Annotated in this window: 24 protein-coding genes and 2 pseudogenes; 15 read left to right on the plus strand and 11 right to left on the minus strand. The window is 68.1% G+C overall.

Going from position 1 to position 25,598, the window contains the following annotated elements; all coding sequences use genetic code 11:
* Nucleotides 1–275: SDR family NAD(P)-dependent oxidoreductase (locus DQP57_RS18050; protein WP_114149387.1), on the minus strand; the 275-nt coding region annotated here is incomplete at its 3' end.
* Entirely contained in the window at nucleotides 272–874 is a 603-nt protein-coding gene (locus DQP57_RS18055) for a TetR/AcrR family transcriptional regulator (protein WP_112634138.1), read from the minus strand. The genes DQP57_RS18055 and DQP57_RS18050, both read right to left, overlap by 4 nt.
* A gap of 46 nt (nucleotides 875–920) precedes the next feature.
* On the opposite strand from DQP57_RS18055, the gene DQP57_RS18060 reads away from it, so the two are divergent.
* From DQP57_RS18060 to DQP57_RS18070, 3 genes are all read left to right on the plus strand, one after another.
* The gene (locus DQP57_RS18060; protein ID WP_112634139.1) at nucleotides 921–2,072 is read left to right on the plus strand and encodes a phosphotransferase family protein; all 1,152 of its coding nucleotides are present in this window, start codon (nucleotides 921–923) and stop codon (nucleotides 2,070–2,072) included.
* Nucleotides 2,072–3,187 carry a hypothetical protein gene (locus tag DQP57_RS18065; RefSeq protein ID WP_112634140.1) on the plus strand — a complete coding sequence of 372 codons (1,116 nt, stop codon included), beginning with the start codon at nucleotides 2,072–2,074 and terminating at the stop codon, nucleotides 3,185–3,187. The genes DQP57_RS18060 and DQP57_RS18065 overlap by 1 nt, the downstream gene beginning before the upstream one ends.
* A gap of 248 nt (nucleotides 3,188–3,435) precedes the next feature.
* On the plus strand, nucleotides 3,436–4,782 hold the full coding sequence (locus DQP57_RS18070; RefSeq protein WP_112634141.1) for a flavin monoamine oxidase family protein: 1,347 nt from the start codon (nucleotides 3,436–3,438) through the stop codon (nucleotides 4,780–4,782).
* Here the strand turns inward: DQP57_RS18070 and DQP57_RS18075 are convergent.
* Nucleotides 4,777–5,742 (minus strand): alpha/beta fold hydrolase, encoded by a 966-nt coding sequence (locus DQP57_RS18075; RefSeq protein WP_205869157.1) that lies wholly within the window; start codon nucleotides 5,740–5,742, stop codon nucleotides 4,777–4,779. The genes DQP57_RS18070 and DQP57_RS18075 overlap by 6 nt on opposite strands.
* A gap of 119 nt (nucleotides 5,743–5,861) precedes the next feature.
* On the opposite strand from DQP57_RS18075, the gene DQP57_RS18080 reads away from it, so the two are divergent.
* A complete protein-coding gene (locus tag DQP57_RS18080) occupies nucleotides 5,862–7,247 on the plus strand; it encodes a flavin monoamine oxidase family protein (RefSeq protein ID WP_112634143.1) in 1,386 nt (461 codons plus the stop codon).
* A gap of 16 nt (nucleotides 7,248–7,263) precedes the next feature.
* On the opposite strand, the gene DQP57_RS18085 is transcribed toward DQP57_RS18080, so the two are convergent.
* The 3 genes from DQP57_RS18085 to DQP57_RS18095 form a co-directional block, all read right to left on the minus strand.
* Nucleotides 7,264–8,358: a helix-turn-helix transcriptional regulator gene (locus DQP57_RS18085; RefSeq protein WP_112634144.1), complete on the minus strand. Its 1,095-nt coding sequence runs from the start codon at nucleotides 8,356–8,358 to the stop codon at nucleotides 7,264–7,266.
* A gap of 42 nt (nucleotides 8,359–8,400) precedes the next feature.
* Nucleotides 8,401–9,573: a glycosyltransferase gene (locus DQP57_RS18090; protein WP_112634145.1), complete on the minus strand. Its 1,173-nt coding sequence runs from the start codon at nucleotides 9,571–9,573 to the stop codon at nucleotides 8,401–8,403.
* 215 nt (nucleotides 9,574–9,788) lie between these two features.
* The gene (locus tag DQP57_RS18095; RefSeq protein WP_346427299.1) at nucleotides 9,789–10,523 is read right to left on the minus strand and encodes an STAS domain-containing protein; all 735 of its coding nucleotides are present in this window, start codon (nucleotides 10,521–10,523) and stop codon (nucleotides 9,789–9,791) included.
* Between the two features lie 279 nt (nucleotides 10,524–10,802).
* Here DQP57_RS18095 and DQP57_RS18100 point away from each other — a divergent pair, with 279 nt between their 5' ends.
* Complete coding sequence (locus tag DQP57_RS18100; RefSeq protein ID WP_112634146.1) at nucleotides 10,803–12,905, plus strand: catalase; 2,103 nt, start codon at nucleotides 10,803–10,805, stop codon at nucleotides 12,903–12,905.
* A 73-nt stretch (nucleotides 12,906–12,978) separates the two neighbouring features.
* Entirely contained in the window at nucleotides 12,979–13,236 is a 258-nt protein-coding gene (locus tag DQP57_RS18105) for a DUF7218 family protein (protein WP_112634147.1), read from the plus strand.
* Here DQP57_RS18105 and DQP57_RS18110 read toward each other — a convergent pair.
* Nucleotides 13,233–13,808, minus strand: coding sequence for a nucleotidyltransferase (locus tag DQP57_RS18110; protein WP_112634148.1), 576 nt, complete (start codon nucleotides 13,806–13,808; stop codon nucleotides 13,233–13,235). The genes DQP57_RS18105 and DQP57_RS18110 overlap by 4 nt on opposite strands.
* A gap of 91 nt (nucleotides 13,809–13,899) precedes the next feature.
* Between DQP57_RS18110 and DQP57_RS18115 the strand changes: the two genes are divergently transcribed.
* The 4 genes and pseudogenes from DQP57_RS18115 to DQP57_RS18130 all read left to right on the plus strand — a co-directional run bounded on the left by DQP57_RS18115 (nucleotide 13,900) and on the right by DQP57_RS18130 (nucleotide 17,103).
* The gene (locus DQP57_RS18115) at nucleotides 13,900–14,568 is read left to right on the plus strand and encodes a glycosyltransferase (RefSeq protein ID WP_165821836.1); all 669 of its coding nucleotides are present in this window, start codon (nucleotides 13,900–13,902) and stop codon (nucleotides 14,566–14,568) included.
* Entirely contained in the window at nucleotides 14,565–15,518 is a 954-nt protein-coding gene (locus tag DQP57_RS18120; protein WP_112634150.1) for an acyl-CoA dehydrogenase, read from the plus strand. Before DQP57_RS18115 ends, DQP57_RS18120 begins: the two co-directional genes overlap by 4 nt.
* A pseudogene (locus DQP57_RS18125) lies at nucleotides 15,515–16,287 on the plus strand (PIG-L deacetylase family protein). The gene DQP57_RS18120 and the pseudogene DQP57_RS18125 overlap by 4 nt, the downstream one beginning before the upstream one ends.
* Before the next feature lie 51 nt (nucleotides 16,288–16,338).
* Entirely contained in the window at nucleotides 16,339–17,103 is a 765-nt protein-coding gene (locus tag DQP57_RS18130) for an endonuclease/exonuclease/phosphatase family protein (RefSeq protein WP_112634151.1), read from the plus strand.
* Nucleotides 17,104–17,110: 7 nt separating this feature from the next.
* On the opposite strand, the gene DQP57_RS18135 is transcribed toward DQP57_RS18130, so the two are convergent.
* Nucleotides 17,111–17,413: a DUF3349 domain-containing protein gene (locus DQP57_RS18135; RefSeq protein WP_112634152.1), complete on the minus strand. Its 303-nt coding sequence runs from the start codon at nucleotides 17,411–17,413 to the stop codon at nucleotides 17,111–17,113.
* Between the two features lie 164 nt (nucleotides 17,414–17,577).
* Nucleotides 17,578–17,814, minus strand: a complete 237-nt coding sequence (gene mbp1, locus DQP57_RS18140) for a microaggregate-binding protein 1 (protein ID WP_112634153.1) — start codon at nucleotides 17,812–17,814, stop codon at nucleotides 17,578–17,580.
* 238 nt (nucleotides 17,815–18,052) lie between these two features.
* Here mbp1 and DQP57_RS18145 point away from each other — a divergent pair, with 238 nt between their 5' ends.
* From DQP57_RS18145 to DQP57_RS18160, 4 genes and pseudogenes are all read left to right on the plus strand, one after another.
* The gene (locus DQP57_RS18145) at nucleotides 18,053–18,874 is read left to right on the plus strand and encodes an SDR family oxidoreductase (RefSeq protein WP_112634154.1); all 822 of its coding nucleotides are present in this window, start codon (nucleotides 18,053–18,055) and stop codon (nucleotides 18,872–18,874) included.
* Between the two features lie 229 nt (nucleotides 18,875–19,103).
* The gene (locus tag DQP57_RS18150) at nucleotides 19,104–19,502 is read left to right on the plus strand and encodes a heme-binding protein (protein WP_112634155.1); all 399 of its coding nucleotides are present in this window, start codon (nucleotides 19,104–19,106) and stop codon (nucleotides 19,500–19,502) included.
* A gap of 131 nt (nucleotides 19,503–19,633) precedes the next feature.
* A pseudogene (locus tag DQP57_RS18155) lies at nucleotides 19,634–20,684 on the plus strand (DNA topoisomerase IB).
* Between the two features lie 578 nt (nucleotides 20,685–21,262).
* Complete coding sequence (locus DQP57_RS18160) at nucleotides 21,263–23,056, plus strand: thiamine pyrophosphate-requiring protein (protein ID WP_112634156.1); 1,794 nt, start codon at nucleotides 21,263–21,265, stop codon at nucleotides 23,054–23,056.
* A 19-nt stretch (nucleotides 23,057–23,075) separates the two neighbouring features.
* On the opposite strand, the gene DQP57_RS18165 is transcribed toward DQP57_RS18160, so the two are convergent.
* A complete protein-coding gene (locus DQP57_RS18165) occupies nucleotides 23,076–23,744 on the minus strand; it encodes a UdgX family uracil-DNA binding protein (protein ID WP_112634157.1) in 669 nt (222 codons plus the stop codon).
* A 75-nt stretch (nucleotides 23,745–23,819) separates the two neighbouring features.
* Nucleotides 23,820–24,380 (minus strand): hemerythrin domain-containing protein, encoded by a 561-nt coding sequence (locus DQP57_RS18170; protein ID WP_112634158.1) that lies wholly within the window; start codon nucleotides 24,378–24,380, stop codon nucleotides 23,820–23,822.
* Nucleotides 24,381–24,524: 144 nt separating this feature from the next.
* Here DQP57_RS18170 and DQP57_RS18175 point away from each other — a divergent pair, with 144 nt between their 5' ends.
* Complete coding sequence (locus DQP57_RS18175) at nucleotides 24,525–25,598, plus strand: hypothetical protein (RefSeq protein WP_240631806.1); 1,074 nt, start codon at nucleotides 24,525–24,527, stop codon at nucleotides 25,596–25,598.

The following is a 25,598-nucleotide window of genomic DNA, read 5'->3' on the forward strand; positions in this document are numbered from 1 at the left end:
GGGCCCAACGCTTCTCGCGCCGACTCGACCAGCCGGGCGATGTGCTCGCGGTCGGTCAGATCCGCCCGGACCGGCACGGCGCGCCCGCCGGCCGCCCCGATGTCGGCGACGGTCTCTCCGATGGTTCCGGGCAACCGGTCGTCCCACACTTCTTCGGTACGCCCGGCCACCGCCACCGCCGCCCCCTCGGCAGCCAGTGCCAACGCGATGGCCCGGCCCAGACCGCGGCTGGCGCCGGTGACGATCGCGGCGCGGCCGGCGAGCCGCCCCGTCACCGCCGCACCCCGTGCACGACGATGGCGGTGGTCTGCTCCACCCACGCGTCGCCGAGTTCCTCTTCCGGACGCAGCAGCATCCGCAGCATCGTCGCTCCCCCGATCAACTCGATCAGACGGTCGGGATCCACATCGGGATGGGCTTCGCCCCGGTCAACCGCCTCCCGCAGCCGCACCCGCACCGCGGTGAACAGGTCCACGAACCGCGCCATCACCCGCGCGTTGAGCGCGGGATCGGCCGTCATGTCGGCAACCAGACCGGGCAGCGCGGCACGCACCACCGGGGTGGTGAACACGTCGCGGGTGGCCTCGATCATCATCCGCATGTCGGCGGCGATGTCCCCGGCCGGCGACTCCAGCGCGGTCGGGGCCGTCGGGAAGGCGGCCTCGTGCACCAGCTCGGCCTTGCTCGACCACCGCCGATACAGCGCGGATTTCGTGGTGCCGGCGCGCTCGGCGACCGCGGCCAGGCTGATGTTGGAATAGCCCGTTTGGACAAGCAGTTCCGCGGTCGCCGACAGGATCGCGGAGTCGATACGCGGATCGCGCGGGCGGCCGGCGCCGGAGGCCTTGTCAAGGCCGGACGGGTCTGCTTTCATAACGCTACCTACCGTATCGTAATTGCCTCAACGAAGGAGGCACCTTATGGCCACAGAACCGGCGGTCGACAACGTCGACCGGCTCCAGCGCTCCAGCCGCGACGTCACCACCTTGCCGACGGTCATGTCACGCTGGCTCTCCACCGTACTGCCGGAGGCCGCAAATCCCGAGGTGACCGTGGAAAGCGGCGTGGACTCGACGGGCATGTCGTCGGAGACGATCATCCTGACCACCCGCTGGCAGCAGGACGGGCAGCCGACCGAGCAGAAGCTGGTGGCCCGGGTGGCGCCCACCGCCGAGGATGTGCAGGTCTTCCCGACCTACCGGCTCGACCACCAATTCGACGTCATCCGCAAAGTGGGCGAGCTGACCGACGTGCCCGTGCCCCGGGTGCGCTGGCTGGAGAACACCGGCGACGTCCTGGGCACACCGTTTTTCGTGATGGACTACGTCGAGGGTGAGGTGCCGCCCGACGTCATGCCGTACACCTTCGGGGGCAACTGGTTTGCCGACGCGCCCGCCGAGCGGCAGCGCGAGCTGCAGGACGCCACCGTCGGCGTCCTGGCCACGTTGCACTCGATCGCGAACGCGCAGAGTACATTTGGCTTCCTCACCGAGGGCCAGTCCGGCGACACCGCGATGCGCAAGCACTTCAACTGGGTGCGGTCCTGGTATGACTTCGCGGTACCCGACATCGGGCGATCGCCGCTGCTGGAGCGGACCTTCGAGTGGCTGGAGGCCAACTGGCCGGCCGAGGCGGCCGCCGCCGAGCCGGTGCTGCTGTGGGGCGACGCCCGGGTCGGCAACGTGCTGTACAACGACTTCCGGCCGGTCGCGGTGCTGGACTGGGAGATGGTGACGTTGGGACCGCGCGAGCTGGATGTGGCGTGGATGATATTCGCGCACATGGTCTTTCAGGAGCTCGCCGGCCTGGCCGGCCTGCCGGGGCTACCCGGGGTGATGCGCGAGGAGGACGTGCGCGCCACCTACGCGCGGCTGGCCGGCGTCGAAGTCGGTGACCTGCATTGGTTCTACGTGTACTCCGGCGTGATGTGGGCGTGTGTGTTCATGCGCACCGGCGCCCGGCGGGTCCACTTCGGCGAGACCGAAAAGCCCGACGATGTCGAATCGCTGTTCTACCACGCCGGATTGATGCGGAGGCTAATCGGTGAGGATTTGATCGGAGAGGACCAGTAATGCTCGGACCGCTCGACGAGTTCCCCGTACACCAGATCCCCCAGCCCATCGCCTGGCCGGGCTCCTCGGACCGCAACTTCTACGACCGCTCCTACTTCAACGCCCACGATCGCACCGGCAACATCTTCGTGATCAGCGGCATCGGCTACTACCCCAACCTCGGCGTCAAGGATGCGTTCCTGCTCATCCGGCGCGGCGATACCCAGACCGCCGTTCACCTTTCGGACGCCATCGATCAAGACCGGCTCAACCAGCACGTCAACGGCTATCGCGTCGAGGTCATCGAACCGCTGCGCAGGCTGCGCATCGTGCTCGACGAAACCGAAGGCATCGCAGCCGATCTCACCTGGAAGGGCCTGTTCGACGTCGTCCAGGAGCAGCCGCACATCCTGCGCTCGGGCACCCGCGTCACCCTGGACGCGCAGCGCTTCGCGCAGCTGGGCAGCTGGAGCGGGCACATCGTCATCGACGGCGAGGAGATCGCCGTCGACCCCAACACCTGGCTGGGCAGCCGCGACCGGTCCTGGGGCATCCGTCCGATCGGCGAGGCCGAGCCCGCGGGCCGGCCGGCCGATCCGCCCTTCGAGGGCATGTGGTGGCTCTATATACCCATGGCGTTCGACGATTTCGCCATCGTGCTGATCATCCAGGAGGAGCCCAACGGGTTCCGTTCGCTCAACGACTGCACCCGCATCTGGCGCGACGGACGCGTCGAGCAGCTGGGCTGGCCGCGGGTCAAGATCCACTACCGCTCCGGCACCCGCATCCCCACCGGCGCGACCATCGACGCCACCGCTCCGGACGGGACCCCCGTCCACTTCGACGTGGAGTCCAAGCTGCCGGTGCCCATTCACGTCGGCGGCGGGTACGGCGGCGACTCCGACTGGATTCACGGCACGTGGAAGGGCGAAAAGTTCACCGAGCGGCTGACTTACGACATGACCGACCCGGCCATCGTCGGCCGCGCGGGCTTCGGCGTGATCGACCATGTCGGCCGCGCGGTCTGCCGCGACGGCGACGGCGAGCCGGTCGAGGGCTGGGGCCTGTACGAGCACGGCGCGCTGGGGCGCCACGACCCGTCCGGGTTCAAGGATTGGCTGACGGTCGCGCCGTAGTCCGGCGCCGTAGTCCGGCGGCGTAGTTCGGCGCTCTAGTCCGGCGGCGTAGTTCGGCGCTGTAGTCCAGCGCCGGTAGCCGCGCCGGGACGGCGGGGCGGAGGACATGACTTGCGGAAAGCACGTGGTGGCAGCGCAATTAACATAGCGAGCTCGGCATATGTTCGCCATCGCCACGAGGCGAACGTCGCGCAATCAGCTTGCAGAAAGTGCCGTAAAAAGCGCGGAAATGCGGTTCACTGGACCGCGTGCCAAATCCGCCGCGCATCGTCGACGTCGTCGTCGTCGGTGCGGGCTTCGCCGGACTCGCCGCGGCGCGCGAGCTGGCACAGCAGGGCCATGATGTCGTGGTGTTCGAGGGCCGCGACCGGGTCGGCGGACGGTCCCTGACCGGCAGCGTCGCCGGATTGCCGGCCGATCTGGGCGGCACGTTCGTGGGGCCGACCCAGGACGCCGTGTTGGCGATGGCCGCCGAACTCGACGTCCCGACCACCCCGACGCATCACGACGGCAAAAACCTGATCCATTGGCGCGGGTGGACGCACGCGTATCGCGGCACCATCCCCAAGCTTTCGCTGACCGGCCTGCTGGACATCGGTCGGCTGCGCTGGCAATTCGACAGGATCGCCCGCAGCATCCCGCTGGCCGCACCGTGGGACGCCCGGCGCGCGGGTGAACTCGACGGCCTGTCGCTCGGCGGCTGGTTGCGCTCGGTGCGTGCGACCGCATCCTCGCACGACCTGCTGGCGATCGTGGCGCGGGTGACCTGGGGATGCGAACCCGACGACGTGTCGATGCTGCACGCCGCCCGTTACGCGCACGCGGCCGGCGGCCTGGACCGGTTGCTCGACGTCGAGGACGGCGCCCAACAGGACCGCTTCCCCGGTGGCACCCAACAGATCGCCGAGGCGGCGGCCGCCGAACTGGGCACCCGGGTGATGCTCAACGCCCCGGTGCGGCGGATCGAGCGCCACGGCGCGGGCGTCACCGTCGCGACCGACCTCGGTGCGACCGAGGCCGGGTTCGTCATCGTCGCCATCCCGCCGGCCCACCGCGCCTCCATCGAGTTCACTCCCCCGCTGCCCGCCGAGTACGAGCAGCTCGCCCGGCACTGGCCGCAGGGCCGGCTCAGCAAGGCGTATGCGGCCTACTCGACGCCGTTCTGGCGGACCAATGGGTTCTCCGGGCAGGCCCTGTCCGACGAGGGCCCGGTTTTCATCACGTTCGACGTCAGTCCGCACCCGGACGGGCCCGGCATCCTGATGGGTTTCGTCGACGCCCGCGCGTTCGACTCGCTACCCAGCGACCAGCGTCGCCGCGACGCGTTGCGCTGCTTCGCAACGCTGTTCGGCGACGACGCGCTCAAGCCCCTGGACTATGTCGATCACCGTTGGGGCGCAGAGGAATTCGCGCCCGGCGGCCCCACCGCCGCGGTGCCGCCGGGGTCGTGGACGCGGTTCGGGCCGTGGCTGCGGGAACCGGTCGGGCCGATCCATTGGGCCGGAACCGAGACCGCCGACGAGTGGACCGGATTCCTCGACGGAGCGATCCGCTCCGGGCAGCGCGCGGCCGCCGAGATCACCGCCCTGCTATGAGCTGATCCGGCGGGTGGCCGCGTTGTGGATCGCCATTTCGGCGAGCCCGCGCAGCTGGCGGTTCACCTCGCGCGGGTGTTCCAGCATCGAGCAGTGCCCGCCGGGCAGTTCGACCAGTTCGATCAGGTGGGGAACGGCGCGGGCGATCCTGCGGGACTGGCTGATCGGGGTCAGCCGGTCGCGCTCGCTGCCGATCACCAAGGTGGGCACGGTCAACCCGTCGAGGTTGAGGTGGCGTGACCCCAGCGACGCGACCAGCGCCCTCGCGCAACCGGCCCGTCCCGCCGGTGACGTGCTCTCGAAGAGCTCGTAGACCAAGCTGGCGATGCCGGGATCGGCGTCCCGTCCGGTGGCCAGCATCGCGACCACATAGCGGCTCGGGATGCGGGCGGCACCGGGCACCGCGAATCCTCCGAACGCGTTGATCAGGGCGCGCCCGGCCAGGACTCGGGCCGGCGCGAGCCCGTAGGGCACCGGCAACAGCTGCACCTTGCGGATCAGATCGCCGGTGGTGGTGTTGATCAGCGCGACCGCGTCCGCGCGCCGCGGGACCTTGTGGCGGTAGCGCTCCGACCATGCGGCGATGGTGATGCCGCCCATCGAGTGCCCGGCCACGACGGCGCGGTCGTGCGGCGCCAAGGTCGCGTCCAGCACCGAATCCAGGTCGGACGCAAGGTGTTTGAGGCTGTAGTTCTTGGCTCGCGGCAAGCCGCTGCGGCCGTGGCCGCGATGATCGAAGGCGATCACCCGGTAGTCGCGGGATAGGTCGGCGATCTGATATGCCCACGCCCGGATGGCGCAGGTGATGCCGTGCGCCAAGACGATCGGGTAGCCGTCGGGCGGCCCGAACACCTCCGCGTGCAACCGGGTTCCGTCGGCCGCCCTGACCGTCACGATCTCACTCGGCGGCAGCTGCTCGGGGAAGGGGTCAACCGGGCGGGCCGTTCGTCGCGCACTCATCACCGCTCCCCCCTCCAACGCGGCGCCGTTGCCGCAGCTAAGGATGGGACGATCTTATCCCTAAGTTCGGTTCGCTTTTGGCAAATCCGGCAAACGATTCTTATGAGACGCTGAGACTCGTGTCGGGGTTGTCGCGCCGGGCATTTTTCGCGGCCGCGACCGGCGTGGCCGGTGGCGCGCTGGCCGCCGCGTGCGCTTCGAACCAACCGACACGGGCTACGGTGCGCCCGTCCGACCCACCGGCACCGGACACCACCTCGATCCTCGTCGTCGGCGCGGGAATGGCGGGTCTGTCCGCCGCCCGCAGCCTTGCCGAGGCCGGCCGGCCGGTGCGGGTCATCGAGGCCCGCGACCGCATCGGTGGCCGAGTCTGCACCGACCGCGGCTGGGGCACGCCCCTGGAGCTGGGCGCCTCGTGGATCCACGGCACCACGGACAACCCCCTGACCGAGCTCGCCAGGCGGGCGCGGTCGCAGTTGGTCAGCACCGACTATTACGGGTGGGTCAAGCTCGCGGTCGATCCCGCGTTACTGCCGCTGGATTACCGCAGTGCGACCTGGCGATCGTTCGTCGAACGGGCGCGAACTCAAGGCGGGGCGGCAAACCTGGGCGCCGCGGTGCAGGCCGCCGCCGACGGCGCACGGCTGTCCGCGTCCGACCGCGCGCAGCTGGCCTTCTACCTGGCCACCGAGATCGAGGACGAATACGCCGCCGATGCGAACCAGCTTTCGGCGAGCACGTTCGACAAGGGCGAGTACACCGGCGGCGACCAGGACGTCATCACCAACGGCTATGACGCCCTGCCCAAATCGCTCGCCGACGGGCTGGCCATCGAGCTCAACACGCCGGTCACCGCGATCGTGCAACGCGACGACGCCGTCATCGTGCGGGCGGGTGAGAAGTCGTTTCGGGGTCCGGCCGCGATCGTCACCGTTCCGCTGGGCGTGCTGAAATCCGGCGCGATCACCTTCGATCCGCCGCTGCCCGATGAGCACGCCCGGGCCGTGACGGCCCTGGGCTTCGGGGCGTTGTCCAAGAGCTTCTTTCGCGCCGATCAGCGAACGTGGAAGGTGGACAACGCTTTCTACCAATACCTCGGGCCCGAAGGCGGGTTGTGGTCGCAATGGTTCACCCTGCCCGGCGATGCGGGCCCAATCGTGGTCGCCTTCAACGGCGGCGAGCGCGGGCGATTCGTGGAGTCGCGCCAGCCCAAGGATCAGCTGACCAGCGCGCTGCCTGTCGCACGGCGGCTCTTCGGTGACACCATTTCGCTGACGGATGTGCGGACCTCGAATTGGACCGTCGACCCGTACGCGCTCGGCGCCTATTCCTTCCATGCGCCCGGCTCCGGCCTCGACGACCGGCGCCGGCTGCAACAGCCGATCGGCGACCGGCTCTATCTGGCGGGTGAGGCTGTCGGCGTTGACAATCCGGCCACCGCGACGGGCGCCCTGGCCAGCGGCCGCTACGCCGCGAACCAGCTGCTGCATCGGCTGAACGGCTGACCTGCGCGCGTGGCGATCAGGACGGTGTGGCGTGTTGCCTCAGCGTGGTATGTGGGCTTTGGCCATAGGTCTGCCGATAGAGCACCGCGAACCGTCCGGTGTGCGCGAAACCCCACCGTTGGGCGATTTCGGTGACGGTCGAGGCGGGGGCCGTCGCTGTCATCAGCTCTTGATGGGCGCGGCTGAGCCGGACGCGGCGCATGTATTCGGTCGGTGTCGTGTCGAGCTGTCGCCGGAAGAGGTACTGGATCGCCCTGGGGGTCAGGTGCACCGCGGCGGCGACCTCGTTGATGCCGATGTCTTCGGCAGTGTGGCGGTGGATGAAAGTCACCGCCTCCTTGAGGGTTTCGGGCAGGGCGAGATCACTGGCCGGGTCCTGCTCGGTGAGGTTGGACGGATAGCACTCGAGCAGCGCACCGGCCAGCAGGTTGGCCAAACCCGCGGCGATCAGCGGCTGCGCAGCGGTGTCGGCGGACGCCAACGTCGCCACCACATAGTCCAGGGCACGGTGCCACGCCCGCACGGCGGCACGGGAACGAGGGCGCCAATCGACGAACTGGGTCTGCTGCCCCGGCGACGTATGCCAGTCGGCGGCGACTTTCTGCAGTACGTCCTCCTCGATGGTGATCACGTCGAAACGAGCTCCGCTGCAGTGTATTACGCACGACATACCATGGGCGACCAGAATCGGGAAGTCCGTTGTCGCCAACGGACCACCCGCGACGCTCAATGATCCCGCCCGCGGCTGGACCACCAGGATGGTGTCCGACGCCGGGATCTCGAAAGTCAGCCGTCCCTGGATCATCACCTCATCGACCGTCATGGAGCCGGCATCGCTGCGCCGATGTGAGATCGCGGTGTGGCCGGCCAGCCCGCAGATCCGCCATCCCGGTTGATAGGCACGTGCGAAGAACCGCCGCGTGGCCTGCGCATCGATGGTGCGAAATTGCTTGCATTGCACGGCGGCCGGGTGGAAGGCCGCTTCGGAGTCCCGGCCGAGCACCGGGCGCGCGGGACAAAAACCCGACCCGGGCACTTCGGCCGGTTCGCCGACCGGTCCCACTGGGGCCTTGGATGGCTTGCGCCCGGCCCCACTCGTCACGGTGGTCATGGCCGACCCGAATGCATTGCGTTCTGGCCCCGCATCATTGCCTCATCGTGGCGTCGATGACGAACCCGTCGGTGCCCGATCTTGCGCCCCGACGTCGGCATAGATGTTCAGGGCATCGAGGGCGATTCGCTGCCAGGCGAAGCGCGACACGGCGCGGCTGCGACCCGACGAACCCATACTCTTGGACTGAAAGCGCTGGGCGAGAAGTCTTCTCGTTGCCGCGGCCAGGCCGGCGGGATTCTCCGGCGGCACCACGAGACCGGTGATGTCGTCGAGTACCACGTCGGCCAGGACTCCCACGCTGGCCGCGACCACCGCGACCCCGCTGGACATGGCCTGCAACACGGTGCTGGCCCGCGGTGGTTGGCGAGGCGTGCACGCCACCACGTCGGCGGACCTGATGAATTTCGGCAGTTCGCCGTCGGTGACCTGCCCGGCGAAGCGCACGCGGTCGTCCACACCCAGGTCCGATGCGAGCCGTTGCAGCTTGGCCCGGGCATGGTCGTGACCGTTGTTCGTCGCGCCGTTTTCCGCGATCACCAATTCGGCGCCACGTACCTTGGGCAAAGCGCGGATGGGAATATCGAGTCCGTTGCACCACAACGGATTCGGGGCCACGGCCAGAATGCGGTGCAGGCCGTTGCGGGGGACCGCCGGACCCGCGGGTGTGAAGCGCCCAGCATCGACCCCGCACGTCAAGGTGGACACCCGTGCCCGGCGATGGCGCAGTCGGGCCAGCGCATCGACATCGTCGCTGCTCTCACCGGTCACCCACGCCGCGCTGCGGGCCAGCAGCGGCTCGATGCGCTCCAGTTCGTCTCGGTCCGCACCGGCGTGACCGCGCGATGTCGCGGCCAATCCCAAGAATGTCTGCACGGTCGGAATGCGCCGGCGGCCCGCGGCCAATTGAGCGGCCAGCCCGCCCAGCCAGCCGTATGCGTGCACGACATCGGGTGGGTCGGTCGACCAGATCCGGTCGAGCGTCACCGCCCACTCGCCCACATAGGGCAGCACGCCGACCGGTGACGCCGCTTTGCGTGGACCGACGGGAACCGAGACGCGGTGATAATGGGCCTCGCTGGCCGCCTGCCCGGAGCGACGACTGGCCCGCCGCAGGTAGACAGTGGCGTCGTGGCCCTGGGCCGCCAGCGCGGCGCACAGCCGTTCCGGGTCCTCCCCGACGACGTCGTCGCCACTGACAATTGCCACCCTCAACCCGCAAATCCCTCCGCGCGACCGTCCTTATGTCAACACCAGGTGGCATACCCTGCGCAGTAGTCGGGAAACGGCCGCCGGGACCTCTTCGCGTGGTGGCCAGCGGTTTCGTCTGCTGGACCATGGGCGGACGGCATCTCGGCGTGCCCGACCGACACCCGACCTGCGTCCGCAGGGCAACGCAAAGCGCCCCAACGTATTTCGCCGCGAGCAGGTCAGAACTGGTCTTCGCGACCGATCAGCGCCCAGACGGTCTTGCCCGAAGTCGTCGGCGTGGCGCCCCATGCCCGGCACAGCGCGGCGACGATGGCCAGCCCCGAGACGATGTCCGCCCCCACGTCGGCATCTTCGTGCCGCCCGGGCAGCTGAGAGTTCCTGTCTTCGACCGCGACCGTGACGGTGTCGTGGTAACCCTCGACAAGCAGCACCGGCGCGCTCTCGGTGTGGTCAAGGACATTCTCGATCAAAACGGTGGCCACCGTGGCCGCCACCGGGATCACCTCTCCGATGTCCCACCGGGTGAGCCATTCGGCGATCACACCGCGCGCCACGTCGACGCTGCTGATGTTTCGCGCCAGGTCGCTGCGCGCGCGCCGCCGGTCGTGAAGAGACTGGTGCTGCAGGGCCGCCAGGGCAAGTTCCCGTGTGGAATGAATCGGCACATACCGGGTGACGCCGGCCGCGCTGATGGCGTGCCGCACCTGCGGCGCGGCGCACACCAGCATGATCGGCACGTCGGGCCACACGCTGACGTGCCAGCGAGCGCTGCTGAACACCGTCCATGCCGAAGCGGATGGTGCATGCAGACGGTCGACGTCCACAATCACCGCGCGGGGCTCGTCGATGGCAACCTTGATCACCGTGTCGCGGATGGTTCGATAGGTCGAACTGTCGAGGACGCCCTGCATCGTCAGCATCGGCACATCCCGACGAGATTCCCGCTCGACCAGGACGAGCGGGTGCTGGTCAGCGACTTGCTTCACCTCGAGACGCCGTGGTGGTTGATAACCCCGGTCGCGGGGGGGCGAGCGCCATTGCCACCGATCGCAGCAAAGCCTGGAATGCCGGCCGATGCACCGATCCCGACCACGCCTTGCAGGGCGCCGACCTCGGCCGTGTGAATCACCACTTTCGACTACCCCCATCGACGCGAGGTAATCCGGCCGAAGTTGAATAGCTGCGCATTCGTGGCCGTTTGCACCCGGTTGACCGGTGGTAACCCCACCGGCATGGCCACCGACCAGAATCCCAAGCAGCGCGATCTGGAGCCGGCCCGGTTCCGTCGCGATACGGGTTACCTCACCACTCAACAGGGCGTCCGCGTCGACCACACCGACGATTCGCTGACCGTCGGCGAGCGGGGTCCCACCCTGCTGGAGGACTTTCATGCCCGCGAGAAGATCACCCACTTCGACCATGAACGCATCCCGGAGCGCGTGGTGCACGCGCGCGGCGCCGGCGCCTACGGCTATTTCGAGCCCTACGACGACTGGCTGGCGGACTACACGGCGGCGAAATTCTTGACCAGCCCTGGTGTCCAGACGCCGGTGTTCGTTCGGTTCTCCACGGTCGCCGGCTCGCGCGGATCGGCCGACACCGTGCGAGACGTACGCGGCTTCGCCACCAAGTTCTATACCGAACAAGGCAATTACGACCTGGTGGGCAACAACTTCCCGGTGTTCTTCATTCAGGACGGCATCAAGTTCCCCGACTTCGTGCACGCGGTGAAGCCCGAACCGCACAACGAGATTCCGCAGGCCCAGTCGGCGCACGACACGCTGTGGGACTTCGTGGCCTTGCAGCCCGAGACCCTGCACACCATCATGTGGCTGATGTCGGACCGGGCCTTGCCGCGCAGCTACCGCATGATGCAGGGCTTCGGCGTGCACACCTTCCGGTTGGTAAACCGTAGCGGCGAAGGAACATTCGTAAAGTTCCACTGGAAGCCGCGCCTGGGCGTGCACTCACTGATCTGGGACGAGTGCCAGAAGATCGCCGGCAAGGATCCCGATTACAACCGCCGCGATCTCTGGGAGGCGATCGAGTCGGGCCAGTACCCGGAGTGGGAGCTGGGCGTGCAGCTCGTCGCCGAGGCGGACGAGTTCAAGTTCGATTTCGACCTGCTCGACGCGACGAAAATCATTCCCGAGGAGCAGGTTCCGGTTCGTCCGGTCGGCAAGATGGTGTTGAACCGCAACCCGGACAACTTCTTTGCCGAAACCGAACAGGTGGCGTTTCACACGGCGAACGTGGTGCCCGGCATCGATTTCACCAACGACCCGTTGCTGCAGTTCCGCAATTTCTCCTATCTGGACACCCAGCTGATCCGGCTGGGTGGCCCCAACTTCGCTCAGCTGCCGGTCAACCGGCCGGTGGCCGAGGTCCGGACCAACCAACACGACGGCTATGGGCAGCACACCATCCCACAGGGTCGCACCAGCTACTTCAAGAACAGCATCGGCGGTGGCTGTCCGGCGCTGGCCGACGAGGACGTCTTCCGCCACTACACCGAACGAGTGGACGGGCAGACGATGCGCAAGCGCGCCAAGGCCTTTGAGAACCACTACAGCCAGGCGCGAATGTTCTGGCGGAGCATGTCGCCGGTCGAGGCCGAGCACATCGTGGCCGCGTTCGCCTTCGAGCTCGGCAAGGTCGAAGTGCTCGAGATCCGTTCGGCCGTAGTGGGTCAACTCGCCCGGGTGGATGGCGGGCTGGCCGCCCAGGTGGCTGCCAAGCTAGGTTTGCCCGAGCCAGCCGAGGAACCGGTCGATGCGAATGTGGCCGCGTCACCGGCGCTGTCCCAGATCGGTGTGAGCGACACCATCGCCTCGCGCAAGATCGCCGTGCTGGCCGCCGACGGTGTCGACGTGGTGGGAACGCAGCGCTTCATCGAGCAGATGGGCGAACGCGGCGCGGTGGTCGAGGTGCTGGCGCCGGTCGCCGGCGGCACGCTCGAGGGCGGATCCGGCGGCGAGCTTCCCGTCGACCGATCGTTCACGACCATGGCCTCGGTGCTTTACGACGCCGTCGTGGTGGCGTGCGGGCCGCGGTCGGTATCGACGCTGTCCGAGGATGGCTATGCCGTGCACTTCGTGACCGAGGCCTACAAACACCTGAAACCGATCGGCGCCTACGGAGCGGGCGTCGACCTGCTGCGCACCGCCCGCGTCACCAACCGTCTGGCCGAGGACACCGACGTGCTCAACGACCAGGCCGTCATCACGACCACCGCCGCTGCCGACGAGCTGCCCGACCGCTTCGCCGAGGAATTCGCCGCCGCCCTGGCGCGGCACCGCTGCTGGGACCGGCGCACGGACCCGGTGCCGGCCTGAGGATGAGGTTTTTGACGCGGCCGCGGCGGGCACTACTGACGACAAATGTCTCACCGTGGACAGGAGGATTACCATGCCACGTTCGTCGATCAAGAACGAAAAGATGTACCAGGACTTGCGCAAGAAGGGCGACTCCAAGGAAAAGGCCGCGCGCATCTCGAACGCCGCCGCGGGACAGGGCAAGTCGAAGGTCGCCCGCAAGGGCGGGCGGTCAGGCTCATACCAGGACTGGACGGTTCCAGAACTCAAGAAGCGCGCCAAAGAGCTTGGCATGTCCGGCTATTCGAGCCTGAGCAAAGACAAACTGGTCGCCAAACTGCGTAATCACTAGCCGGTCAGGCCGAGTCGGTCTGACAGCACCAAGAACGCCGCCGCATAATCGTTGTCGGCGGTCTGCGCCCGGATGGCTTCCCAGTCCAGGCGTTCGCGCACCGCACGCACCGCCGGCAGTAATTTGGCGAAGTCGCAGTGGTGTTCGTGCAGGGCACGCAGCTGCTGCACCAGCACCATGGTGGGGGGCAGCACCGGCATGCGAATTGCCAGCACGTCCAGCTCCGCGGCGTGGTCCAGGGTGTCCGCGTCGACGGGGACCCCGTTGATGCGGTGCAGGATATCCACCAGCACGCCGGCGGTGCGGGCCTTGAACAACCAATCCTCCGGCGGGCGTTCGATGACGAACCCGGCGTCGGCCAACGCGGCCACGGCGGCGTCGACGTCGGTCTCGCTGACCACCAGGTCCACGTCGTGGCTGGGTTCCGGTGCGCCGTAAGCCCATAGCGCGTAACTACCGGCCAAGGCGAAGCGCGGACCCTTCTCCTTCAGCGCCGACGCCGCGCCCCGCAGCGCTTCTCGCAAGGGCGTGGTGCAGGCGGATCCCTCGGTGTGGGCGTCGGTCGCGGCCATGGTGTTTACGTCATACCCGGCGAGCGCGCGGGGCAACCTGACGTGGTGCTAAAGCCGTTTAACTTGCGGCCAATTGGGAAATCTTGGGGTTATGTCAACCGCCGTGCCATGCGCATATGACGCTGCAGCCGTCGTGATCCCCGTCCGCAACGAGCGAGCGAAGCTGCCTGCGTGTCTGCGTGCGGTGCTGACGTCCGCCCTGTGTGCGCCGATCCCGGTGCGGATCGTGGTGGTCCTCGACGATTGCGACGACGGCAGCGACGAGCTGGCCGGCAAGTACGGGCCCGACGTGCATTTCATCAAGGTCGACGCGCACAACGCTGGCACGGCCCGGGCCGTCGGGTTCGGTTACGCGCGCTCATTACTGCGCGACGACGCCAAATGCTGGTTTGCCACCACCGACGCCGATAGCCGGGTGGACCCGCGCTGGTTGGTTCATCAGCTGGAATCCGGCGCGGACATGGTCGTGGGCGTCGTCCGGTACTACGAGGCCAGCCCGGGCCGCCCGGAAAGCCATCACGAACTCGTCGACGGCGACATGGGCTTCGACGCGCGGGCATATTGGCACGTCGGCGGCTTTCGCACCCTGCCGACCGGCGCAAAAATCGACCTGGTCGAGCGGTTCGAGGCCGCGGGCCACCGCATACATCGACACACCGAACTGTCTGTGATCACACCGGCGCGGACCCAGGCTCGGGCCCTTGACGGCTTCGCCCGCCTCAGGCAGTTGGGGAGATCGGCGGCGGGTGATTGCGTGTGACGGCGGGTCTGGTTGAGCACTGGCTGGAGTCCGGGCGACTCGAGCTACCTCTGCCCGCCTCCGGCCGCACGGCCGAACGCTGGCAACGGCTGGCGCGACTGGCCGAGGAGAACATCGTGGCCGCCAGGATCGCCGAGGCCCATGTCGACGCGGTGGCGATACTGCACGAGCTGGGCGGCAAGCCGCCCGAACCGGGTCAACTATGGGGCGTGTGGGCGGCTGAAGCCCCAGACGCCGTACTGACGGCGACCGACGTCGACGGCGCCTTCACCCTGAGCGGCACCAAGGTGTGGTGCGCGGGGGCGGGGTTCTGCACCCACGCGCTGGTGACCGCGCGACTGGTAGACGGGACCCGCGGGCTGTTCGCGGTCGCCGCTACCGACCCGACCGTCAAGGCGTTGCCCAGCACGTGGTGGAACGCCGGAATGGCGGGCAGTGACACCAGGCCGGTTCAGTTCACCAACGCTCAAGCCGTCGCCGTGGGCGACCCGGGGGCCTATCTGAACCGGCCCGGGTTCTGGCACGGCGCCATCGGTGTCGCCGCCTGCTGGCTGGGTGGCGCGCGCAGGGTCGCCGATCCGCTGTACCGCTGCGCCGCAAGCCAATCCGCCGACGCGTATTCGCTGGCACACCTGGGTGCGGTCGACGCCGCGCTGGCCGCCGGTGACGCGATCCTGGCCGCGGCGGCGAGTCAGATCGATGACGATCCGTTCGACCGGGCCGGCACCGCGCAGCTGTTGGCCCGCCGCGTGCGCACGGTGGTGGAGCATGCGGTCGACGAGGCCATCACCCGCACCGGGCGTGCGCTGGGCCCGGGCCCTCTGTGCCAGGACGGCCGGCACGCGCAACGGGTCGCCGATCTGAGCATCTACATCCGGCAAAGCCACGCCGAGCGAGACCTTGCGGAGCTCGGACGGCTGGCGGGCCGGCAGGCGACGAGGGACCCATGACAACCCTGCCGGCGGGCAACTGCGCCAGATTCGCGGTCAAGCCGGTGACGCACAGCGGCACCCCAGCGCCGTTGTGGCTGGCCGAGTTTCAGGAGCGGTCCCTGCCGGCGCTGGATCTCACGGAGTGCACGGAACTGGTCGTCGTGGCCCCTCACCCCGACGACGAAACCCTCGGCCTGGGCGCCATGATCACCCAGCTCGCCGCGGCGGGGTGGGAGTCCGAGTGGTCTGCGCCAGCGATGGGGGTGCCGCACGTCCCGGCGCGTCGGCCTCGGAGCGGCTTCGGATGGAAACCATCCTTCGGTACGAATCGCGTAGGGCGACAAATCTTTTAAACGTCCCTCCCCCGGTGTTGATGGGCTTGCCCGACTGCGAGCTGCCGGAACACGAGGACAACCTCACCGAAACACTGACCGAGGTCCTCGAAGCCGCCGGCCCCGCGACCTGGTGTGCGGCGACGTGGCGGGGTGACGGCCATCCCGATCACGAGGCGGTGGGGCGTGCGGCCTCGGCCGCATGCGAGCGCACTGGAGCCACGCTGCTGGAATATCCGATCTGGATGTGGCACTGGGCAATTCCGGCCGACGCGGCGGTGCCCTGGGACCGGGCCCACTCGGTGCGCACGCCCGGGTGGGCGATGGAGCGCAAACGTCGCGCCGCGCAATGCTATCGTAGCCAATTCGATTCCAGTACAGCTGAGTCAGGGCCCATACTGCCGGGCTTCGTGCTTTCGCGACTGCTCACGGTGGGCGAGGTCGTTTTTCGGTGACCGTGTCGCCCCGGTGACTGCATCACCGCGAAAGTGGGTAGGTGAAAACCTATGCGCGTGGCGACCTTCAACATTCTGCACGGCCGCACCGTCGGCGATGGCGTGGTGGTCGACCGGCTGCGTGACTGCGTGCGCCGTCTCGATCCCGACGTGCTGAGCCTGCAGGAGGTCGACTGCGATCAGCCGCGCTCCGAGCGCGCCGATCTGACCGCCGCGGCGGCCGATGCCATGGGAGCGGTCGAACACCGGTTCGTGGCGGCCATTTCCGGCACACCTGGGGCGACCTGGATGGCCGCCACCGGCCGCGAACAGCCGGGCACCGCGGCCTACGGGATTGCGTTGCTGTCCCGGTACCCGGTGACCAGTTGGCAGGTGTTGCGCTTACCGCGGATTCCCATGCGCTTTCCCATGTACCTGCCCGGCCCCAACCGGGTGATGGTCGTCGACGAAGAGCCGCGGGCGGCGGTCATCGCGCAGTTGCGCACCCCGATGGGCGGGCTGACGGTGGCCAACACGCACCTGTCGTTCGTTCCGGGATGGAATCGGCGCCAGCTGAGCCGGCTGATGCGAGACCTGCGCGGCTTCCCGGGCCCGCGGCTGTTGACCGGCGACCTGAACATGACCCCCAAGGCGGTGCGCCGCTGGTCCGGCATGCGGGCGCTGGCCGCGGCGCAGACGTTTCCCGCGGACACGCCCAACCGTCAGCTCGACCACATCCTGACCGACGATCCCCGGCTGCGCGGGGGCGCCGTCGAGGCGGATCTGATGACCATTTCCGACCACCGGCCGCTGGTGGTGGACCTGCACCGGGACTGAATCCCGTTCAGTCTCCTTGCCTGCCAGCCGATCTCATCCCGACCAGCACGCGTTCGACGTCGGTCGTGCTGGGCATCGCGTCGGTAACCCCGATGATGGCCACTCCGACATCGGCGTGGTCGACATCGGCGTGGTCGATCGCGCGGCGATTGGACCTGAGCAGCCTGCGGGCGATGGCGGTGATTTCTTCGTCGGTCACGCGGCGCGGCAACAACGCCAACAGCGGTGCGTAACCGAGGTCGGGTGCGCCCCGGGGGCGGCCCGCACGCAAAAACGCGATCATGCCGACTACCCGCTGTCCCAGGCTCATCTACCACCCCGTTCGTCCGCACGCCACCCGCCAACGCGACTCAAGCCGGGGAATAGCCCGGCGGGGCGGGTTGAAACCATCGATGGGCGATCGACGTCGCCGGCATACCCTACGCGCGAAAGGGGCCCGGCCCGATGGTCGGGCCGGGCCCCCTTGCGGGTGGACTATTGGTTCTTCTTCTGGCGCTCTTCGGCAGCGTCCGCGCCGGCCCGCGCCGACTCGGCTTCGGCTTCCTTCTTGCCAGCGTCGCGCTGGGCGTCAGCCTTGTCCTGCTGGGCCTGGCCCTCTTCGGTCAGGTCGTCGCGGCCGAGTATCGTCCCGCCGACCTCCTTGGCCTTGCCCTTCACGCCTTCGACAGCGCCCTTGACCGCTTCCTGCGGTCCGCTGTTCTGGTCTCCCATGCGTCGACCTCCTTCTCGTGGTTGTGGACGTTCGCTCGAATGGCATCTAGGGCGTTCCCGCCGCGCGGGGCGTCAAACGCCCCCACCCCGTTGGCCCTGGACAGGCGCGACGGTGTGTGCGCGTGATCACTCATCGGGGTGTTCGGGCCCGAGCGTCACGTCCCCTCTGCTAGCCAACCGGTTTGAAACGGGTAGACCTGGGTACCTCTCGACGACGAACGCCCGGGGGTGAGGTGTAGTGACGACGACCATCGCCGTGATCGGGGCGACCGGCACAGCGGGTTCGCGGGTTGTCGCCCGGTTGAGGGCGCGCGGCGTCGCAGTGGTCGAGATTTCGCGGCAGCACAACATCGATCTGTTCAACGGAGCCGATCTGTCGCGGGCGCTCCAGGGCGTCGACGTCGCCATCGACGTGTCGAACCCCGTCCCGCCCGACGGGCGGTCCGACATCGGCCAGACCCTCACCACCGCTTCCCACAACATCGTGGGCGCGTGCGTGACGCAGGACGTGCACCGTCTGGTGGTGTCGACGATCGCCGGAATCGAAGACCCGGTGTTCGACGGTTTCCCGTACTACCAGGCCAAACGCCAGGCGAAGGACATCTTGCTCGACGGCCCGGTGCCGACCACCATCGTCAAGTCGACCCACTGGTACGAATTCGCCACCAACCACGACGCGGTCAGCTGCGACGACAACGAGGTGGTCGTCGAGGACTGGCTGATTCAACCCATCGCGGCCGACACCGTCGCCGACGTGTTGGTCGAGGCGGCCCTGGGTCAGACACACACGCCGCGCACGATCACCGGGCCGGACCCCATCCGGTTACCGGAGCTGACGTCCAAACTGCTGATCCAGCAAGGTGATCCCCGACAGGTCCGCGCGGTGGAACCTGCGGTCGCCGCGCTGGGCGCCGGGGCGCTGCTGGCTGGTGACCGTGCGGTGGTCGTCGGCCCCGACGTCGACACCTGGTTACACACCCTGGCACCGCCCTGCACCGACGGACATCACCGCACAGACGGCGACGGCTCCAGCAATGGCATCGGCCCGAGCTTCAGATAACGATTGCGTCACGATCCCGATTACGATTTCGTAAGAACCGGCCCCGTTTCTTAAAAACCCCCGGCTCGCTTCATCGTTCGCACAGCAAAACGACCCCTGAAGCGGCCCCGACGGCCCCGGCGCTCGTCGGCGGCGAACGCCCGCACTGTTCGCTTCCGCTACTTTGGATTTCGAGGATCGGGAGCCTCTCTGCAGAAAAATCATTTCGTTTTCGAAGGACATCACAATCATGAAAATCAGCAGCATTGTCGCGCGCCGGAAAGTGGCCGGAATCAGTGTCGGCTGTCTGCTCGGGGGAATGGCCATGGGCATCGTCGGCGCACCGTCGGCGGCCGCCGCACCCGACTGCAGTCCCGGCGGTGTGAACAACACCGTGTCCGCGGTGCAAGGCTCGGCCGAGCAGTATCTGGCCGCGCACCCGGGCGCCAACCAGGTGGTGACGGCCGCCTACGGGCAGCCGCGGCCGGAGGCTGAGGCAAGCCTGCGCGGCTACTTCACCGGCCACCCGCAGGAATACAACGACCTGCGCGGCATCCTGGCACCGATCGGCGACACCGAACGGCAGTGCAATGTCACCGCCCTGCCGCCGTACCTCGAGTCGGCTTACCAGGAGTTCATGGCCGGCTGATCGGATTCCGAGACGACCCGCCACAACGCCGTGGCGGGTCGTTTCCGTTCCGCGCGCGTTTGCCTACCGTGTGAACAACTCCTCGGACGGGTAATTGTGCAGTCAGCTACCAGAACTCCGAGGAGACGACAATGCGGTTGCGCCGTAGCGTGCTGAGCCACCCGGGAATCGCGCGCAAGCGTCGCGGCAGAGGCTTCGCCTATTACCAACCGGATGGCACGCCGCTGTCGGACCCGGAAACCTTGCAGCGCATCAAGGATCTGGTCATTCCGCCGGCTTGGAAAAAGGTATGGATTTCGCCCCACGCCAATGGCCATTCAGGCCGTCGGCGTCGACGCGGCCGGTCGCCGGCAGTACCTGTATCACGCCGCCTGGCAACAGGAGCGGGCCGAGGAAAAGTTCGACCGGGTGCTGGAACTGTCCACACGGCTGCCCGTGTGGCGCGCCCAGATCGCCAAAGATCTGGCCCGACAGGGCTTGACCCGCAGGCGGGTCTTGGCGCTCGCGCTGCGGCTGCTGGATCGCGGCTACTTCCGCGCCGGCGGCGAACAGTACGCCGAGGAGCACGAGTCCTACGGCCTGTCTACCCTGCTGTGTGAGCATGTGGTGGTGCGGCGCAACGCCGTCGAGTTCGATTTCCCGGCCAAGAGCGGGGTGCGGCGCACCGTGGAAATCGAGGATCCCGAAGTGGTCCGCGCGGTGCGCGCCCTGATGCGCCGCCCCAACCGCACCGAGCGACTGTTGGTGTGCCGCAATGCATCCGGGTGGCTCGATGTGCGCGCCGACGACCTGAACGCCCGGTTCAAGGAGCTGGTGGGCGAGGAGTACACCGTCAAAGATCTGCGGACGTGGCACGGGACGGTGCTCGCGGCGGCGGCGTTCGCCGATGCGGACCCGGCGGTCTCGCAGCGGGTCGCCAAGCGCGTCGAATCCGCGGTGATGAAAGAAGTCGCCGAGGAACTGGGCAACACCCCGGCGGTGGCGCGCGGTTCCTACGTCGACCCCCGCGTCGTCACCGGTTACGAGCAGGGACTGACCATCGCCGCGGCGGTGCGCCGTGCCGAGCGCGCCCGCAAGCCGGATGTGGCGCAGGAAATCCTGGACAAGGCGACCCGGATGCTGATCCGGCGGGTCGCCAAGGGCACCAGCGCGTCGGGATCGTCGCTGGCCAAGAGCGCCTGAGCAAAGAGCGCGGGCTCGGCCGGCCGGCGATGGGGCCTACTTCTCACCACACCGTTGTGTGCCGGCCAGGTGGCGGGTTATGAGCCGCAATCGCCCGACCCTGTCCCCGCTGTGCCGCAGCTAAGCGGGGGTGACGGCCGCCGACGCGATCGTGGTGCTGACCGAAAAAGGCCGCCCCGGCCGCCGTCATCGATGCCGCAAATTCGCTCGATACGGCCACCGTGCGTGAAGCGGGCCTCGCTTGGCTGGACACGTTGTGCCACAAGGCTTTCGACGCGGCGCCCCCGCGTCTCCTGCGCATCGCGGGGCGCCGTTGCACAATCGCCAGCTGAAAACTGGCTGAGAGTCGGCCCGCCGTTGCGGTTTCGGCGAATAACGGCGGCCAATCCGGGTAATACCGCCCGGGTGGGAAGTGCCGAAGCCGCCCATGCGGTGGCAGCCTGCATACGTCACGCCCGTCAGCGGGAGCCGCGCTCGGTTAGCGCGCGCATCGCCGGCGGCGCCATGCAGGTGGTTCAAACAATAGCCACACACGCCCATCCGCCAGCACTGTAGAACCGTCTGTCGAGGAGGGAAACATGTCCAAAAAAGAGGTTTCCGATTATTTGCTGGAGCGCTTGCGGGCGTGGGGCGTTGAACATGTATTCGGGTATCCCGGCGACGGCATCAACGGGCTGCTGGCCGCGTGGGGCCGCGCCGACAACAAGCCCAAGTTCATCCAGTCGCGCCACGAGGAGATGAGCGCCTTCGAGGCGGTGGGCTACGCGAAATTCACCGGCCGGGTCGGGATCTGCGCGGCCACGTCGGGCCCCGGCGCGATCCATCTGCTCAACGGCCTCTACGACGCCAAGCTCGACCACGTCCCGGTGGTGGCCATCGTCGGTCAGACCAACCGCAGCGCCATGGGCGGCAACTACCAGCAGGAGGTCGACCTGCTGAACCTCTTCAAAGACGTCGCCAGTGACTACGTCCAAATGGTCACCGTCCCCGAGCAATTGCCCAACGTGCTGGATCGCGCCATCCGCATAGCGATGACCCAGCGGGCGCCGACGGCGTTGATCATCCCCAGCGATGTGCAGGAACTGCCGTACTCCCCGCCCGAGCACGCGTTCAAGATGGTGCCCTCCAGCCTCGGCATCGAGTACCCGGACATCGCCCCCGACGACACCGCGATCGCGCGGGCGGCCGACGTGCTCAACGCCGGCAAGAAGGTCGCCATCCTGGTGGGTACCGGCGCGCGCGGGGCTCACGAAGAGCTGGCCGAGGTCGCCGACCTGCTTGGCGCGGGAGCGGCCAAGGCCCTGTTGGGCAAGGACGTCCTGTCGGACGAATTGCCCTGGGTCACCGGCTCGATCGGGCTGCTCGGGACGCGGCCAAGCTACGAGATGATGCGCGACTGCGACACGCTGCTGACGGTCGGGTCCAGCTTCCCCTACACGCAGTTCCTGCCCGAATTCGGTCAAGCGCGCGCGGTGCAGATCGACGTCGACGGCCGGATGATCGGCATGCGCTACCCGTACGAGGTCAACCTGGTCGCCGACGCCAAGACCGCGCTGCGGGCGCTGATCCCGCACCTGCGCCGCAAGGAGGACCGGTCGTGGCGCGAGGGCATCGAGAAGACGGTGGCCCGCTGGTGGGAGACCATGGACAAGGAGGCGATGGTCAGCGCGAACCCCATCAACCCGCTGCGGTTGTTCTCCGAGCTGTCCCCCCAACTGCCCGAAAACGCCATCGTCGCAGCCGATTCCGGCTCGTCCGCCAACTGGTACGCGCGCAACCTGCGCTTCCGCGGCGACATGCGGGGCTCGCTGTCGGGCACGCTGGCCACCATGGGCCCCGGGGTTCCGTACGGCATCGGCGCCAAGTTCGGCCACCCGGACCGCCCCGTCATCGTGTTCGCCGGTGACGGCGCCATGCAGATGAACGGCATGGCCGAACTGATCACGATCAAGCGGTACTGGAACGAATGGAAGGACCCCCGCCTGATCATCGCGATCCTGCACAACAACGACCTCAACCAGGTGACCTGGGAAATGCGCGCCATGGCCGGCGCGCCGAAATTCGCGGAGTCCCAGAACCTTCCGGACATCGACTTCGCCGCATTCGCCGCCAGCCTGGGCCTGAACGCGATGGCGATCAAGGATCCGGAAGAACTGTCGGACGCCTGGCGCAACGCGCTGTCCGCGGACCGTCCCACCGTGCTGGACGTTCACACCGACCCCGACATGCCGCCGATCCCGCCGCACGCGACATGGGAGCAGTTCAAGTCGGCGACCACGGCGGTGCTCTCCGGTGACGAGGACCGGGTCGGCTTCGTCAAGGTGGGCCTGAAGACCAAGGCCCAGGAGTTCTTGCCGCACAAGAAGAGTTGACGGGCAGCGGGGTCGGGCCTCACCTGCGCTTGGTGACGCCCGACCCCGCGGTGCGCAGATCGTCGACGAACGCCTTGTAGATTTCGTCATGCCGGTCACTGCGGTCGCGCAACACCGACGAGGGATGAACCGTGGCGACCACGGTCGGCTCGGGCTCGATGTGCACGTCGACCGATGAGGGCAGGCGCAACTGCTGGCCGCGCTGCGTGGACACCCGAAAACTGTTCCCCAGCAACGACTGTGCGGCCGTGGCGCCCAGGCACACGATGACCTGCGGGCGCACCGCTTCGATTTCGGCGATCAGCCAGGGCCGGCAGGCGACGACCTCGGTGCGGCCCGGCTTCTGGTGGATGCGTCGCTTGCCGCCCTTGCGGGTGAACTTGAAATGCTTGACCGCGTTGGTCTCATAGACCAGCGCAGGCTCGATGCCGGCGTCCTCGAGAGCACGGGCCAGCAGGCGCCCGGCCGGGCCGACGAACGGCTCACCGGCGCGGTCCTCCTGATCGCCGGGCTGCTCGCCCACCAGCATGATCGGCGCACCGGGGTGTCCATTGCCGAACACGGTCTGGGTGGCGTCTTCGAAAAGCGAACAGCCATGGCATGTTTCGGCCGCCGTCCGCAGCGAATCTAGGCCCCGCTCCTCCGGGAGGTAGCGGTCGGCACCGGGGGCTTTCGACGTTGCGGCCATGATCTTTTCTCACCAGGGGCGTGGGTACCCCCGCTCCCCCACCGAGCGGGGGTACCACGCCGGGGGCGGCTCTCCTCAGCCCTTGCCGCTGATGGCGTCGCGGGCGCGGTCGAGCATCGCGGCGAACGGCCCCGCGGCCAGGTTGGCCGCCTGGGATTCCACGCCGGCGTGCGGGCGGGTGGGGGCAATCGCCTCGGCGAGCTTGGCGGCGCGGCCCATCCGTTCCAGCTCGTCGCCGCTCAATTCCTCGCCGAGCTTGGAGAATTCGTCGTGCTCCTCATGCTCGGCGTGCTCGATGACCGCGTCGCGCAGCTTCGTCAATTCGCGGGTGAACTCCTCGCTGTCGACGTCGAGCTTTTCCAGCTTCTGCAGAACGGTCTTGGCCTCGTGCTCTTCGTGCAGCCGTTCGTCGACGACGGTGGCGCCGCCCGAGATCTTGCGCTTGGCGCGCGGGTGAACGATCTCTTCCTCGGCGGTTTCGTGCACGGCGAGCAGTCGCCGCAGCTCGACAAAGGCCTTCTCGCGGGCCTTTCCGGACGCCGCCAGGGTTTCGGCGAACATCGCCTTGATCTGCTGATGCTGACTGACGAGAAAGTCGACCACGTCGGTGGGCGACTGGATGGCGTTCGGTGCCACAGTGTCCCTCCCATCTTCGGTTGGGCGCGCGGGCTGTGCGCGCTCCTGGATCCGGCTACCCGACCAATCAGACCGCCAAACGGGGTGTGGCGCCCCGCGTGTGGGGTATGTCCTGGACAAACAGCGGAAAGGAGCGGGTGGTCGATGGGCGCCGAAACGGGTTCCCCCACGGGCCAGCGCATCCGGGCGTTGGTGCGCTGCGCAGTCGTCGGCGCGGTGGCTGCGGCGTCGCTGACCACAGCCTGTTCGCGGCCCGGGGCGTCGCTGGAGGGCGCACCCGCCGTCGAGGTGTGGCGGGTGGCCGCGCCATTGCACGAACCGGTGTGGTCGTACGCCGCGGGCGCCCTGGTCGCGCTGACCGACGATCACCGGGTGGCCGAGGCCACCGCGGGCGAACACGGCGGCGATGCCACGACGCGCTTCTCCGCACCGATGGCCTCAGGACGCAACCTGCAGATCAGCCAGAAGGACGAACGGCTGGTCTTCGTGCCGCAACCCGACCGCGACAGGGTCGCCGCCGTCGATGTGGAAACCCTGCGCCAGGTCGATGATTTCGACGCCGGGCCGGCGCCGGCTTACCTGGCGGAAGACGCGGGATTGCGCATGCTGCTGGCATTGTCGGCCGATGGGATGGCGGTGACCCCGGTGGATCAGTACGGCTACCGCAAGCTGCCCACGGCGACCACCGATACCAGCGCCGACACCATCGACGGCACCAACCGGGGCCGCGAACTCGACTACCACCTGTACGGATCGTCGGGCATCCGGCACTTCAAGGGCACCTCGTCACCGCCGGCGCAACGCGGCTCGCTGACCATCGACGTCGCGGTCTCGGCGGGTGACGGCACCGCGGTGACCCGAAGCTATGTCGCCGGGCACGACGATGACACCCTGCGCGCCGTCGACTCGCGCCGGGGTGGAAAGGGAATGGAGGTGCTGGCCACCACCCGGCTGCCGGCGCCGATCCGCGAACTCGGCACCGACGACACGAGGATCTACGCCGCCACCGACCACGAACTGGTGACCCTCGAAACCGCAAGCTTCACCGGGTTTCCGGACGGGCGCATTCCCGTGCTGCGCACCATCGACTACCGGTCGGGCCTGCCCGCGGCCGCGCAAACGGCCCACCTTTCGGGCATGGCCGTCGGGCCGCACCGGGTCTACCTGACCTTCGCCGAGGTGCCCTACGTGGTCGGCATCGCCAAACCGCGCCTGTGA

It is taken from the genome of Mycobacterium colombiense (genome assembly GCF_003284935.1).
GTDB classification, from domain to species: domain Bacteria; phylum Actinomycetota; class Actinomycetes; order Mycobacteriales; family Mycobacteriaceae; genus Mycobacterium; species Mycobacterium arosiense_A.